The sequence below is a fragment of the Rhizorhabdus sp. GW822-FHT03C02 genome (genome assembly GCF_058801765.1).
Genome location: NZ_JBXANN010000001.1, coordinates 221,036 through 234,246, shown reverse-complemented (window position 1 = coordinate 234,246; position 13,211 = coordinate 221,036). Strand labels below are relative to the sequence as shown.

13 protein-coding genes are annotated in these 13,211 nt (G+C 66.8%); 5 read left to right on the top strand and 8 right to left on the bottom strand.

The features are described from left to right. Nucleotides 1-81: 81 nt before the first annotated feature. From AC1RM6_RS01095 to hflK, 3 genes are all read right to left on the bottom strand, one after another. Complete coding sequence (locus tag AC1RM6_RS01095; protein WP_493097739.1) at nt 82-1,656, bottom strand: Do family serine endopeptidase; 1,575 nt, start codon at nt 1,654-1,656, stop codon at nt 82-84. A gap of 104 nt (nt 1,657-1,760) precedes the next feature. Next, nucleotides 1,761-2,612 (bottom strand): protease modulator HflC, encoded by an 852-nt coding sequence (gene hflC, locus AC1RM6_RS01090; RefSeq protein WP_493099492.1) that lies wholly within the window; start codon nt 2,610-2,612, stop codon nt 1,761-1,763. Nucleotides 2,613-2,626: 14 nt separating this feature from the next. Further along, nucleotides 2,627-3,718 (bottom strand): FtsH protease activity modulator HflK, encoded by a 1,092-nt coding sequence (gene hflK / locus AC1RM6_RS01085; protein ID WP_493097738.1) that lies wholly within the window; start codon nt 3,716-3,718, stop codon nt 2,627-2,629. Nucleotides 3,719-3,788: 70 nt separating this feature from the next. Here hflK and AC1RM6_RS01080 point away from each other — a divergent pair, with 70 nt between their 5' ends. Then, complete coding sequence (locus AC1RM6_RS01080; RefSeq protein ID WP_493097737.1) at nt 3,789-4,790, top strand: Mrp/NBP35 family ATP-binding protein; 1,002 nt, start codon at nt 3,789-3,791, stop codon at nt 4,788-4,790. A 25-nt stretch (nt 4,791-4,815) separates the two neighbouring features. Continuing rightward, nucleotides 4,816-5,232 (top strand): CoA-binding protein, encoded by a 417-nt coding sequence (locus AC1RM6_RS01075; protein ID WP_493097736.1) that lies wholly within the window; start codon nt 4,816-4,818, stop codon nt 5,230-5,232. Nucleotide 5,233: 1 nt separating this feature from the next. Here AC1RM6_RS01075 and AC1RM6_RS01070 read toward each other — a convergent pair whose 3' ends face one another. The 4 genes from AC1RM6_RS01070 to ubiA form a co-directional block, all read right to left on the bottom strand. Further along, nucleotides 5,234-6,013, bottom strand: a complete 780-nt coding sequence (locus AC1RM6_RS01070) for a 3'(2'),5'-bisphosphate nucleotidase CysQ (RefSeq protein ID WP_493097735.1) — start codon at nt 6,011-6,013, stop codon at nt 5,234-5,236. Next, a complete protein-coding gene (locus tag AC1RM6_RS01065) occupies nt 6,006-7,352 on the bottom strand; it encodes a TldD/PmbA family protein (RefSeq protein ID WP_493097734.1) in 1,347 nt (448 codons plus the stop codon). The genes AC1RM6_RS01070 and AC1RM6_RS01065 overlap by 8 nt, the downstream gene beginning before the upstream one ends. Before the next feature lie 78 nt (nt 7,353-7,430). Continuing rightward, a complete protein-coding gene (locus AC1RM6_RS01060) occupies nt 7,431-8,039 on the bottom strand; it encodes a DUF922 domain-containing protein (protein ID WP_493097733.1) in 609 nt (202 codons plus the stop codon). 25 nt (nt 8,040-8,064) lie between these two features. After that, complete coding sequence (gene ubiA, locus AC1RM6_RS01055; protein WP_493097732.1) at nt 8,065-8,982, bottom strand: 4-hydroxybenzoate octaprenyltransferase; 918 nt, start codon at nt 8,980-8,982, stop codon at nt 8,065-8,067. 76 nt (nt 8,983-9,058) lie between these two features. Here ubiA and AC1RM6_RS01050 point away from each other — a divergent pair, with 76 nt between their 5' ends. The 3 genes from AC1RM6_RS01050 (at nt 9,059) to AC1RM6_RS01040 (ending at nt 12,357) form a co-directional block, all read left to right on the top strand. Then, nucleotides 9,059-9,796 carry a 16S rRNA (uracil(1498)-N(3))-methyltransferase gene (locus AC1RM6_RS01050; RefSeq protein WP_493097731.1) on the top strand — a complete coding sequence of 246 codons (738 nt, stop codon included), beginning with the start codon at nt 9,059-9,061 and terminating at the stop codon, nt 9,794-9,796. A 64-nt stretch (nt 9,797-9,860) separates the two neighbouring features. Beyond that, nucleotides 9,861-11,231, top strand: coding sequence for a glutamate--cysteine ligase (locus AC1RM6_RS01045; RefSeq protein ID WP_493097730.1), 1,371 nt, complete (start codon nt 9,861-9,863; stop codon nt 11,229-11,231). Between the two features lie 583 nt (nt 11,232-11,814). Then, nucleotides 11,815-12,357, top strand: a complete 543-nt coding sequence (locus AC1RM6_RS01040; RefSeq protein WP_493097729.1) for a CAP domain-containing protein — start codon at nt 11,815-11,817, stop codon at nt 12,355-12,357. A 179-nt stretch (nt 12,358-12,536) separates the two neighbouring features. Here the strand turns inward: AC1RM6_RS01040 and AC1RM6_RS01035 are convergent, their stop codons facing one another. After that, complete coding sequence (locus AC1RM6_RS01035) at nt 12,537-13,055, bottom strand: PEP-CTERM sorting domain-containing protein (RefSeq protein WP_493097728.1); 519 nt, start codon at nt 13,053-13,055, stop codon at nt 12,537-12,539. Nucleotides 13,056-13,211 lie beyond the last annotated feature (156 nt).

Below are 13,211 nucleotides of genomic sequence, written 5' to 3'. Positions count from 1 at the left end.
CACAAAAAAGGGGCGGATGGCCAAGCCATCCGCCCCTTTTTCATGCCCGCGGCTGCCCGGCCGAGCCGGGCAGCCGATGGTTCACTTACCGTTGTTGAGCTGCACGCCGATATAGCGGCCCGGATTGGTGCCCCGCTGGACGAACAGCAGCACCGTGGTCTTCTTCGCCTTGCGCGCCGCCTCGAGCGCGGCCGTCGCGGTCTGGACGGTGGGCACCGGGACCTGATCGATCTGCAGGATCACATCGCGCTGCTGGAAGCCCTGGGCACCGGCGTCGCTCGACTGGTCGACCGACGTCACCACCACGCCCTTGGTCGTCGCCGGCAGGCCGAGCCGTCGCGAGAGATCGGGGGTCAGGGTCTGCAGGCCGAGGCCGAGCAGATTCTTGGCGATGTCGCTCTGCGGCGCGTTGGCGCCATTGTCGGGGGTGTCGGCATTGTCGTCGTCATTGTCGAGCGCGCCTGCCAGCGTTTCCTCCGACGGGCGTTCGCCGACCGTCACCGTCACCGTCTTGCGCTGACCCTCGCGGATCAGTTCGATCGGCACCGTCTCGCCGACCTTGGCGCGCGAGACGATGTACGACAGCGTCGTATCGGGGGTCACTTCCTGATTGTTGACCTTCACGATCACGTCGCCCTGGCGGATGCCGGCGCGTGCCGCAGGCTCGCCCGGCTCGACCCGCGCGACGATCTCGCCACGGTCCTTGGGCAGACCCAGACCGGCGGCGATATCCTCGGTCATCGGCTGGATGCCGACGCCGAGATAGCCGCGCTTGATCTTCGCGCCGGACTTGAGCGTTTCGATGATCGGCTTGGCTTCTTCGGCGGGGATCGCGAAACCGATGCCGACATTGCCGCCGGTCGGCGAATAGATCGCGGTGTTGATACCGATCACATTGCCCTTCAGGTCGAACATCGGTCCGCCCGAATTGCCCTGGTTGATCGACGCGTCGGTCTGAATGTAGCGATCGTAGAGCTGGCCCGCGCCGATCGAGCGGTGCAGCGCCGAGACGATGCCCGCGGTCACGGTGCCGCCGAGCCCGAACGGGTTGCCGATCGCGACCACCCAGTCGCCGACCCGGGTGCGGGTCGAATCGCCGAACGTCACGAACGGGGCGTTCTTGATGTCGATCTTGAGCAGCGCCAGATCCGACGCGACATCGCGGCCGACCACCGTCGCCTTATATTCCTTGCGATCGGGCAGGGTCACGGTGATCGAGCTGACCACCGCCGCGCCCTGGGCCTGGGCCTGAGGGCCGCCCGAGATCACATGGTTGTTGGTCACGACATAGCCGTCGGCCGAGATGATGAAGCCCGAACCGAGCGAGGTCGCCTCGCGGGTGATCGGCTTGCCATTATCGTCGGTACCGCCGCCGCCGAACCGCTTGAACAGTTCCTCGAACGGGGTGCCGGCAAAGGCGTTGCCGCCGCCATTCTTGACCTGGATCTTCTGGGTGGTGGAAATATTGACCACTGCCGGCGCGAGCCGCGCCGCGAGATCGGCGAAGCTCATCGGCGCGCCGGCCCCCGGAGGGGCCGCGCTGATCGTGCCGGGCGCGTTCTGCGCGACCTGGGCGCCGACCGGCTGCTGCATGGTCAGGGTTGCCGTGGCGCCGCCAGCCAGCAGGGCCGCTGTAATTGCATAAGCATAACGCACTTTGGCCAACTCCCAAATACTCCTGTCTTTGCCCGTTTGAACGTTACTGGGGCACCTTGTGTCGTAATCTGCGACTGAACGCCGCTTGAACGGAAGCCGTTACGTCAACGCCTTCCGCGGAATTCGCGCAGATACTCATTGTCCGGAGACAGGATGATCGACGATCCACCGGGGGCTTCGGTTCCATCGGTGCCGAAGGTCATCCGATAGGACTGCATCGCACGGTAGAAATTATAGAAATCGGGATCCTTGCCGAAGCTCGCGGCATAGACACCGGCCGCCTGGGCGTCGGCTTCGGCGGTGATGATCTGCGCCTGCTTGCGCCCTTCGGCGCGGATCGAGCGCGCTTCCTGTTCGCGCGCGGTCTTCATCCGCTGGAACGCCGATTCGAGCGGCGAACCGTCGGGCAGGTCGGCCCGCTTGATCCGGACGTCGACGATCCGCGCGCCATATTGCGCGGCGACCCGGTTCAGCCGGTCCTGGATATTGTCCATCACCTGGCCGCGTTCGGGGCTGAGCAACGCCGCGAAAGGCCGCTTGCCGAGTTCGTTGCGCAGTGACGATCCAAGGATCGGGCGCAGCGCCTCGCCGACGCGCCGCTCGTTACCCGCGGTGATGTACATCCGCAGCGGATCGACGATCCGGTAGCGGGCATAGGCATCGACCTCGATCCGCTGCTGGTCGCTCGACAGCACCGACTGACGCTGCATGTCGAAATCGAGCACGCGCTTGTCGATCCACACGATCGAATCGAGGAACGGGATGCGCCAGAGGAGACCGGCCCCGGTACGCCCGAACACTTCGTTATCGCGGTAGGCGTTGTAGACGGTTGCGGGTTCACCAAGGCGAACGACGAGCGCCTGCTGGGTTTCGGGCACCACCGCGAAGACGCTGCTGAACACCACCACTGCGGCGATGGCACCGATCGCGGCACCGATCAGCCCGCGGCCGGGCATGGCATTGGTCGAACTCATTGTGCCGGCACCTCGCGCTTGGCGGGAGGAATCGGCAGATAACCGGTCACCGGCGCCTCGATGATCGTCTTGTCGGACTTGGCCAGGACACGCTCCATCGTCTCGTAATACATGCGCCGGCGGGTCACTTCTGGGGCCAGCTTATATTCGGAATAGACCTTGTCGAAGGCAGCGGCCTCGCCCTCCGCCTTGGCGCCGAGTTGCTGCGAATAAGCGCGCGCTTCGTTCAGATAGGTCTGCGCCTCCTGCTGCGCGGCAGAAACCGACTTGAAGGCGTCGTTGACCGCGGCAGGCGGATCCGCCTGCTTGATCGCGACGCCCTGCACCGCAATTCCGGTGCGATAGCCGTCGAGGATCTCCTGCATACGCTGCGCGACCCGCACCTCGATCTGACTGCGCTGGGGACCGATCGCGTCGTTGAGCGACACCCGCGCCAACTCGGCACGCATCGCGCTCTCGGCGACCTCGCCGACGGTGTCGTCGGGATCGGCGAGTTCATAAAGATAAAGTTCGGGGTCGCGGATGTTCCAGCGCACCGAATAGGCCAGGTCGATGATATTCTGATCGCCGGTCAGCACCAGATTCTGGGTATTTTCGGAGCTCGACCCGATTTCCTTCACCCTTATGTCTTCAACGTCGATCTTGGTGATGATGTCGATCGGCGACGGTAACGAGAAATGCGTACCCGGGCCCATCGTATAGGCATAGCGGCCAAGCCGGGTGACCACACCGCGCTGCTGCGGGTCGATCCGGTGACTGCTCGTCCAGACCACCCAGACGACCAGCAGCGCGACGAAGCCCCACAAGGCCAGCCGGCGGGCATCGGGGTCGAAATTGCCGCCCCCCTGGCCGCCGCCGAAACGGGCGCGGCCGCGGTTGATCAGTTCGTCGATGGCCGAACGACCGGCGGGCTTTCCGCCCGGCTTGCGCTGCGGCGGCTGATTCCAGGGATTGCGCGGCCCCAGGCCGTCGCCACCACCGTCGCCGCCCGACCCGCCGGAGCCTCCTCCGCTGCCGCCACCGCCCCAGGGCCCGCCCTCGTTCAGCAGGGCGGTCGGGATCGGCAGGCCGTCATTCTTGTCGTTCATGCAGTCTTTATAGGTGCGGTGTCCGCGGAAAAACAGTGGTCTTTCAGGCGGCACCGGTTATGCGGACGCCATGGACATCGCAGACAAGCTCCGCGACGCGCTCGACGGCGTCATCGATCCCATCAGCGGCAGGGGCCTGATCGCGGGCGGCCGCGGCGCCCCGCCGCGTTTCGCCGACGGTGTCGCCAGCGTCGTGCTCGACGTCACCGGCCTGTCGGCCGGCGCGCGCGAGGCGCTCGACGCGGCGGTCAAGCAGGCGCTCGGCGCGATCGAGGGCGTGCAGAATGTCCGGGTCGCGCTCACCGCCGAGAAGCGCGGGCGCAAGATCATCGCGGTCGGTAGCGGCAAGGGCGGGGTCGGCAAATCGACCGTCTCGACCAATCTCGCGGTCGCGCTCAAGAAATTGGGCAAGAAGGTCGGCATGGTCGATGTCGACATCTATGGCCCGTCGCAGTCGCGGCTGCTCGCCACCGAGGGCATCCGTCCGACCGCGCAGGGCCAGAAGATGGATCCGGTGATGTCGCCGCACGGAATCCCGATGCTGTCGATGGGCCAGCTCGTCCGCCCCGGCCAGGCGATCGCCTGGCGCGGGCCGATGGCCGCGAAGGCACTCGAGCAGCTGATCGACGCCGAATGGGGCGACACCGACCTGCTGATCCTCGACCTGCCGCCCGGCACCGGCGACGTCCAGCTGACGATGGTCCAGAAATACAAGCCGGCCGGCGCGGTGATCGTGTCGACCCCGCAGGACCTGGCGCTGATGGACGCGACCCGCGCGGTCGATTTCTTCCGCCAGTCCGAGGTGCCGGTGATCGGCCTGGTCGAGAATATGGCGGGCTATGCCTGCCCGCATTGCGGCGAGATCTCCGACCCGTTCGGCATGGGTGGCGCACAGGCGGCGGCGATGTCGATGGAGATCCCGTTCCTCGGCCGCATCCCGCTTGCGATCGAGATCCGCACCGCATCCGACGCCGGCCAACCGCCGGCGCTGGCCGACGACGACGCGATCTTCGCGCCGCTGGCGCAAAAGATCATCCAATTTCTGAACCCGGCCAAGCCTGCTTCGTTCTGATGGAGAACGACGGGAAGGACCACGCATGCCGCTCGAAACCGACCGCGAGATCGCCGATCTGCTGACCTCCGCCAAGCTGATCGCGATGGTCGGCGCGTCGGACCGGCCCGACCGCGCCAGTCACGGAGTGATGCGCTATCTGCAGGGGCGTGGCTATCGGGTGATCCCGGTCAATCCGCAACTGACAGGCCAGACCATCCATGGCGAGACGGTACGCGCCGCGCTGTCCGAGATCGACGAGACCATCGACATCGTCGACATCTTCCGCAACTCGGCCGCGGCCGGGGCGGTGATCGACGATGCGATCGGGGTCGGCGCCAAGGCGATCTGGACCCAGCTCGGCGTCTATAATGACGAAGGGGTTGCCCGGGCCGAAGCAGCGGGGCTCAAGGCGGTGGTCGACCGCTGCCCGAAGATCGAGATCCCGCGCCTCGGACTATAGTTCAGCGCACCGACGCAATCGCCGCGCGCTCGGCCAGCCGCTCGACCGCGGCGGCATGGATGGCAGGCGCGGTCGCGAGAATTCCGAAGGCCTCGCCCCGGGTCGAGTTATAGCGCAGCTGATGACCGAAGGCGTCGGTGACGGTGGCGCCGGCCTCCTGCGCGATCAGCGCGGCGGCGGCGATATCCCATTCATGGCCCCAGCGGATCGTCGCGAGCAGATCGGCCTGGCCCGAGGCGACCATCGCGATCCTGAGCGCGATCGAATTGGGTTTGTCGACCATCACCAGATCGCCGTCGCGCCGCGGCAGTGCGTCGGCCGGCACCCGCGCGCCGGGCAATTCGGTCCGATTCGACGCCGCGATCGCCGCACCGTTGAGGGTGGCACCCTTGCCGGCCTGCGCGCGCCAATGCTCGCCGCGCACCGGGGCGTCGAGCACCCCGATCAGCGGCCGGCCGCCCTCGACCAGTGCGATCGACACCGCCCAGCCCTCGCGGCCGCGGACATAGTCACGGGTGCCGTCGATCGGATCGACCACCCACACCCGCGCGCAATTGAGCCGGTCGGCGCTGTCGGCGGTTTCTTCCGAAAGCCAGCCGGCTTCGGGATCGATCGCCATCAGCCGGTCGCGCAGCATCGCGTCGGCGGCGAGATCGATGTCGCAGACCGGACTGCCTGGGGTCTTGTCCCAATATTTGAAGCTGCCGCGCCACGATGCGCGCGCCATCGCACCGACCTCGGTCGCGACCGCGCTCACTGCATCGAGGAGACCATTATGCACCAGCGACCATCATCCCTTCGATCCTGACCGTCGGCGCATCGACCGAACGGCGAAACTCCAGATCCGAACCCGGTACTAGCCGGGCGAACATGTCCCGGAGATTACCGGCGATCGTGATCTCGGCGACCGGCTCGCAAATCTGCCCGTCGCGGATCACGAAGCCCGACGCGCCGCGGCTATAATCGCCGGTCACGCCGTTGACCCCCTGCCCGATCAGTTCGGTGACATAGACCCCCAGCTTGATGTCGGCGATCAGTTCGGCCGGCGCCAGCGTGCCGGCGGCCAGGTAGAGGTTGGTCGCGCCGGCGCCCGGCGGACCGCCGACCCCGCGCACGGCATGGCCGGTCGGCTGCAGCCCCAGTTGCCGCGCGGACGCCGAGTCCATCAGCCAGCCCTGGAGGATGCCGTCGGCGACGATGTCGGTCGCCGAGGTCGCGAGGCCCTCGCCGTCGAACGGCTTCGAGCGCAGTCCGCGCGGGCGCAACGGATCGTCACGGATCAATATGCCCGGCGCGAACACCGGCTTGCCGAGTTGGTCGAGCAGGAAGCTGGTCTTGCGGGCGATCGCCGAACCGGTGATCGCGCCGATCAGATGGCCGAGCAGGCTCGACCCCACCCGCGGATCATAGACGACCGGCATCGCGCCGCTGGCGAGCTTGCCGGGGTTCAACCGCTTGACCGCGCGCTCGCCGGCGCGGGCGCCGATCGCCGCGGCATCCTCGAGATCGGCGAGATGGCGCGCCGAATCATAATCATAATCGCGCTGCATGCCGCCGCCTTCGCCGGCGATGACGCTGGCCGAGCAGCCATAGCTGCTCGACGAATAGCCGCGCGCGAAGCCATGGCTGGTGGCGAGCGCGATCACCGATCGGCTCGACGACGCCCCCGCCCCTTCGCTGTTGGTGACCCCGGCGATCGCGCGCGCGGCGTCCTCGGCAGCCTCGGCACGGGCGCGCAGTTCGGCCGGGGCCGGATCGGCACCGTCATCGCCGTCGACCGACGGCGCAGCCCCGGCCAGCAGGCGATCCGCGGGCGCAAGCCCCGCCCAGGGATCCTCGGGCGCCTCGCGCGCCATCGCCACCGCGCGCTCGACCAATGCGCGCATCGCCTCGGTCGAGAGGTCGGAGGAGGAGACGCTCGCCGAGCGGCTGCCGACGAAGACGCGCAGGCCGATCTCCTCGCCCTCCGACCGCTCGACATCCTCGAGCGCGCCGAGGCGCACCGAGACCTGGGTCGAGGCGTTGCAGACATAGAGGGTGTCGGCCGCATCGGCGCCCGCCTTGACGGCGGCAGCGACCAGATCGGCGGTACGGGTTTCGGCTTGGGCGACGCTGAGCATGGCAGGCGACTTAGGAAGCGTGGCCTCTAAGGTCAAAGCCTATCGCGTGGATAATTGCACACGAGCCGCCGGCCGGGCTCAATCGAGCGGCACGTCCTGATTGCGGCCATGCTGGGTGCGCCGGTCATAATCGTCCTGCAGCGCGACGATGCGCTGCTGGGTCGCCTGCGCGATCGCCTTGATATTGGCACAGCTCGCATTGGCAGCGGCGCGCTCGAAATCGCGCGCGTGCATCAAGGCGATCCGGGCATGGCCGGCCTCGTGCCGCTCGATCGTACGGATATAGGTGCGCCAGCGCTGGAAGGTCTCGGGCGAAAGCCGGTCGGGCTCGGCGAGCCGCGGCAAGGTCACCACGATCGTCAGCGTCGTGCGCGCCTGGACAATCCGGCAGACCGGCCCGTTCTGCTGCTTCCAGTCCATGCGCGCGCCCCAGGTGGTCAGCCCGGTCGCGCCGCCGGGGGTACCGGGCGCGCGCAATCGGATCGAATTCGCGGCGATCGTGAGCTGCTTATCGTTGGTGCCGAACAGATCATAATAGCGAAAGACGATGCCCGGCATGCCCGAAAAGGCCGGTGGTGGCGGCGGCTCCTCGGCGCGTGAAGCCACGGGCTGGGCCAGCATCAGGCCGGCCGGCAGCAGGACATGAAGAGGGATCGGACGCCGCACGATGCCAGGCTGCGCCGTCATGGCTGACGCAGGGCTGAACGGCGCATCAGGCGGTCTGGCCGACGACCAGGCAGGCGAGGAACATCAGCAGCCCGGCGAAGCGGTTCGAACGGAATTTGGCAAGCGCGTCGGCGGCGCTGCCACGGTCGAGCGCCGCGACCTGCCAGGCGAGATGCAGGCCGACCGGCAACAGCGCGGTTATCGCGAGCAGTTGCGGCCGCATTTGCCAGATCGCCGACGCCCAGCAGCCGAAGGCGATCACATAGCACAGCGCGATCCCGCGCCGGGCGTGGCGACCGAGCGCGCGCGCCGAGGATTTGACCCCGGCGAGCGCATCGTCCTCGATATCCTGCAGCGCGTAGATCGTGTCGTAGCCGATCACCCAGAAGATCGCCCCGGCATAGAGGACCCACATCACCGGCGAGAAGCCGCCGGTCACCGCGGGCCAGCCGACGATCAGCGCCCAGGAGAAAACGATGCCCAGCCAGGCCTGCGGCCACCAGGTGATCCGCTTCATGAACGGATAGGCCGCGACCGCGCCGAGGCTGGCGAGCGCGGTGAGCGCCGCGAACAGGTTGAGCTGGAGCAGCACGACGAGGCCGATCAGACAGAGCGCTAACAGCCAGGCCCACGCCGCCTTGAGCGCGACCCGGCCACTGGCGAGCGGACGGCTCGCGGTGCGGGCGACCTTGCGGTCGAGGTCGCGGTCGACGATGTCGTTATAGACGCAGCCCGCGCCGCGCATCGCGATCGCGCCGATCCCGAACCACAGCAGCAGATCCCAGCGCCGCACCGCGCCTCCGGCCAGCGCGATCGCCCAGGCGCCGGGCCAGAACAGCAGCCAGCTGCCGATCGGCCGATCGAAGCGCGCAAGCAGCCAGAAGGGCCGCCAGGATGGCGGCAGGTAAGCCCCGAGACCGCGCAGCTCGCTGTCGGGAACGGTCATGTCGGCGTCGGCGCTCATGATCGGCGGCTAGCGCGATCGCGGCACGGGAGCAATGGCGGCTGACGTGATCGCGCGGAGATGCTAGGCACCCGGCATGCCCGCCACACCCGCCTGGCCGCCGGCAAGCCTGCCGCGCCTCTTCATCGACCAGCCCTTGTCCGCCGCGCAGATCCTGACGATCGACGGCAACCAGGCGCATTATCTGTCCGGGGTCATGCGCCAGAAGCCGGGCGACCGCATCATGGTCTTCGACGATGTCAGCGGCGAATGGCTCGCCGAGATCGAAAGCGTCGGCAAGCGCGCGCTGACGGTGCGGCTGGCCGAGCGGATTCGCGAGCGCGAGGCGGTGCCCGATCTGTGGCTGCTCGCCGCGCCGATCAAGAAGGGCCGGATCGACTGGGTGGCGGAGAAAGCGTCCGAACTGGGAGTCGCGCGCTGGCGTCCGGTGATCACCCGGCGGACGATCGTCGACCGGCTCAACCTCGACCGGCTGCGCGCGCATATGATCGAGGCGGCCGAGCAATGCGAGCGGACCGCGCTTCCGATCCTCGACGAACCGGTCAAGCTCGAGGCCCTGCTCAGGGACTGGCCCGCCGACCGCGCGCTGATCTTCGCCGACGAGGAAGGCGGGGTGCCGATGGCCGAAGCCGTCGGGCCTGGCCCCGCCGCGATCCTGATCGGCCCCGAAGGCGGCTTCACCGTCGAGGAGCGGGCGATGATCCGCGCGGTGCCGCAGGCGATGGGGGTATCGCTGGGTCCCCGCATCCTGCGCGCCGATACCGCGATGGCGGCGGCGGTTTCGGTCTGGATGAGCATCGCCGGCGACTGGTGACGCGTGCGGCGATCGCGCGAAAAGCCGCTAGCCCCGTACCGATCTGTACGCTAAGGGCGCGACCATGAGCACGCGAACGGCCGCCGAGGGCGCGGACCCCCAGATCGAAACCCGCGCCGACCTGATCTCGGTCTTCGCCGACGGCGAAAAGCCCCGCGAGCGCTGGCGGATCGGCACCGAGCACGAGAAATTCGTGTTCTTCGAGGATTCGCACCGTGCCCCCTCCTATGAGGAACGCGGCGGCATCCATGCGCTGCTGATCGGGCTCACCAAATATGGCTGGGAGCCGATCTACGAGGGCGAGAACATCATCGCGCTCAAGGGCGCCGACGGCAATGTCAGCCTCGAGCCCGCCGGCCAGTTCGAGCTGTCGGGCGCGCCGCTCGACAATCTCCACCAGACCTGTTCGGAAACGGCGCGCCATCTCGAGCAGATCAAGGCGATCGGCGAACGGCTGGGGATCGGCTTTCTGAGCCTCGGCATGTGGCCCGACAAGACCCGCGACGAACTGCCGATCATGCCCAAGGGCCGCTACGACATCATGCTGCGGCATATGCCACGGGTGGGCAGCATGGGCCTCGACATGATGCTGCGGACCTGCACCATCCAGACCAACCTCGATTATTCGAGCGAGGCCGACATGGTGAAGAAGTTCCGGGTCAGCCTGGCGCTGCAGCCGCTGGCGACGGCGCTGTTCGCCAATTCGCCCTTTCTCGAGGGCAAGCCCAACGGTTTCCTGAGCTATCGCAGCCATATCTGGACCGACACCGACCCGCACCGCACCGGCATGCTGCCGTTCGTGTTCGAGGACGGCTTCGGTTATGAGCGCTACGCCGACTATATGCTCGACGTGCCGATGTATTTCGTGTTCCGCGACGGCTATATCGACGCGGCGGGGCTGAACTTCCGCGACTTCATCGACGGCAAATTGCCGGTGCTCCCGGGCGAGAAGCCGACGATCGGCGACTGGAACGATCATCTCTCGACCGCCTTTCCCGAAGTCCGCCTGAAAAGCTTCCTCGAGATGCGCGGCGCCGATGGCGGCCCGCATGGCCGGATCTGCGCATTGCCGGCCTTCTGGGTCGGGCTGCTTTACGACCAGGGCGCGCTCGACGCGGCGTGGGACGTCATCAAGCACTGGACGATCGAGGATCATCAGCGCATCCGCGACGAAGTGCCGCGGCTGGGCCTGAAGGCCAGGGGGCCGCGCGGCCGGTCGTTCCAGGAATTGGGCTCGGTCATTCTCGACATCGCCCATGACGGCCTCAAGGCGCGCGCCCGGCTCAACGGCGCCGGCGAAGACGAAACCGGCTTCCTCGCGCCATTGCGCGAGATCGTCGCATCGGGCAAGACACCCGCCGAAGATCTGCTCGACCTCTATCATGGCGAGTGGGCCGGCGATCTTTCGCGAATCTACGACGCCGCCCGATTCTGATCGTACCGGCGGGCAGCTATGGCAAAATGGCCACACCCGCTTAGTCTAGCGCTGCGCTTATAATTAAGTATCGCGATTTTTCCGCAGAATTGCGGGAAATTTCATACAAGTTGTAACCGTCATTATTATGTGGCGGAAAAGTCGGCGCTACCGTATTTACCGCGCACCACGTCGAGCGACAGAACTCCAAAGGAGTCGGCGCAGGAGAGGGATGCACCCGGTGTAAGTCCGGGAGACGCGGCAGGACGTGGCGCTGCGGTAAAATCGGGAACCGACCAATCGGGCCCGAGCCGAATATTCGGCCCGCAGCTGCCTTTTCGGGGCGTCCCCGATGATCCGCGATCGGTTGCATAGCCAGACCATTGGTAAATCCGTTGTAAACTGACGGACTTTTGCTGCCGCCCCGCATCGCGGCATCGACGCCGGTTTCCCGCGAAATCCCGATTTTACAGGCGCGTTGCGATCGGCGCGCGGCGTCGCACACCTCTAAACAATTGCTGAATATCCGGGTCACCAATGTCCCAAACTCCGCCGCAAGGCGCCGCGCCTAATTTCGTCTCATCCGATCGAATGAGGCGAGACCATGCGATTTCAGGCGAAGAAGGCGAATGTTGCGAAGCTGGCGGCGGTGGCCGCGCTCGCGCTGCTGTCCCCGCTGACGCAGGGGGCGACCGACCTCCACGCCAATCTCGACGATCGGCTGCTCGCCGGGCACAATCGCGAGCGCGACGCGCTCGGCATCGCCCCGCTCAAATGGGACAAGAACCTCGCCCGCGACGCGCAGGTCTGGGCTCAGCATCTGATCGACGTCGGTCGGCTCGTCCATTCGCCCGACGAACCCGAGGATCCCAATCCCGAAGGCGAGAATCTGTGGGCGGGGACCAAAGGCTATTATGGTCCCGAGGACATGGTCGGGCTGTGGGTCGCCGAGAAGAAGAATTTCAAGCAGGGGATTTTCCCGGCCAATGCGATCAACGGCAATCTCGACGATGTCGGGCATTACACCCAGCTGACATGGCGCTCGACCAAGGCGGTGGGCTGCGCGGTGGTCCGCGGCCAGCGCGACGATTTCCTGGTCTGCCGCTACAATGAAGGCGGCAATGTGATCGGCGAACGGCCCTTCTGAGAATGTGTTAGTTCAGCCCTGAAATGCCGGGCGGAGCGCGTTAGAGCGATGCCCCGCCATTCCGGCCGACATGCCTGCAACGCCAAGACCCGCAGCCTCCCATCAGAACGACGGTCTGATGGGAGGCTGCGGGTCTTGGCGTAGAAGAAGCTCGGCAGCCGCAGGGGCTGCGAATGATATCAGAAGGAGAGCGGTTCGCCCTGGCGGCGCGGATTGCCCTGGCGGCGATAGCCGACGCGGGCGACGCCGCCGATCAGGCCGAAGCCGAGCACCAGTTGGACCCAGGTCTCGGGTTCGGGCACGCCGCCGCCATTGCCCGTCTGCGATCCGCCGCTGGGCGGCACGAAAATGCGCGGGGTCAGCGGGATCGGGTTGGTGACGTCGGGCGGCGGTGCCTCGGCCAACTGGGTCGGCGGGGTCGCGATCGGGGTGTCGCTGGTGATCGGCAGGTTCGACAGCGCGAACGGGGTCACCGTCGGGCAAGGCGTATCCGCCGACGCGACTTCGGTGCCTTCATCGGCCGCCGGGGTCGCACGGACCCGCGTCTTGGGCTTGGCATATTGCCGAGGCTGGGTCGCCTTGTGGACCGCATCGCGGACCTGCGGAACCCCGAGACTGAGTGCGGTCGTCCCCGCCACGGGGCATACGCAGGTCATCAGCAGCTTGGCCGCCTTCGATGCTACAGCTTCCTTCAACATTTAAGGCTGACCCCGATCCCCACGCAAAACGCCGCGTCGATAGCGAATATATATCACGAATTCGCCATTCCGCAAATTCGACTGGTTAATCGCTGTTCCACATCGGATCGATCGGCTATGTCGGCCCGGGGACCATGATCCAGCCAATAAACACGC

Bases quoted from the DNA above. Each gene is read 5' to 3' on its own strand.
- AC1RM6_RS01050 (WP_493097731.1), top strand. From the start codon at position 9,059: ATGCCCGCCACACCCGCCTGGCCGCCGGCAAGCCTGCCGCGCCTCTTC.
- AC1RM6_RS01080 (WP_493097737.1), top strand. From the start codon at position 3,789: ATGGACATCGCAGACAAGCTCCGCGACGCGCTCGACGGCGTCATCGAT.
- AC1RM6_RS01045 (WP_493097730.1), top strand. From the start codon at position 9,861: ATGAGCACGCGAACGGCCGCCGAGGGCGCGGACCCCCAGATCGAAACC.
- hflK (WP_493097738.1), bottom strand. From the start codon at position 3,718: ATGAACGACAAGAATGACGGCCTGCCGATCCCGACCGCCCTGCTGAAC.
- ubiA (WP_493097732.1), bottom strand. From the start codon at position 8,982: ATGAGCGCCGACGCCGACATGACCGTTCCCGACAGCGAGCTGCGCGGT.
- hflC (WP_493099492.1), bottom strand. From the start codon at position 2,612: ATGCCCGGCCGCGGGCTGATCGGTGCCGCGATCGGTGCCATCGCCGCA.
- AC1RM6_RS01075 (WP_493097736.1), top strand. From the start codon at position 4,816: ATGCCGCTCGAAACCGACCGCGAGATCGCCGATCTGCTGACCTCCGCC.
- AC1RM6_RS01040 (WP_493097729.1), top strand. From the start codon at position 11,815: ATGCGATTTCAGGCGAAGAAGGCGAATGTTGCGAAGCTGGCGGCGGTG.
- AC1RM6_RS01065 (WP_493097734.1), bottom strand. From the start codon at position 7,352: ATGCTCAGCGTCGCCCAAGCCGAAACCCGTACCGCCGATCTGGTCGCT.
- AC1RM6_RS01035 (WP_493097728.1), bottom strand. From the start codon at position 13,055: ATGTTGAAGGAAGCTGTAGCATCGAAGGCGGCCAAGCTGCTGATGACC.
- AC1RM6_RS01060 (WP_493097733.1), bottom strand. From the start codon at position 8,039: ATGACGGCGCAGCCTGGCATCGTGCGGCGTCCGATCCCTCTTCATGTC.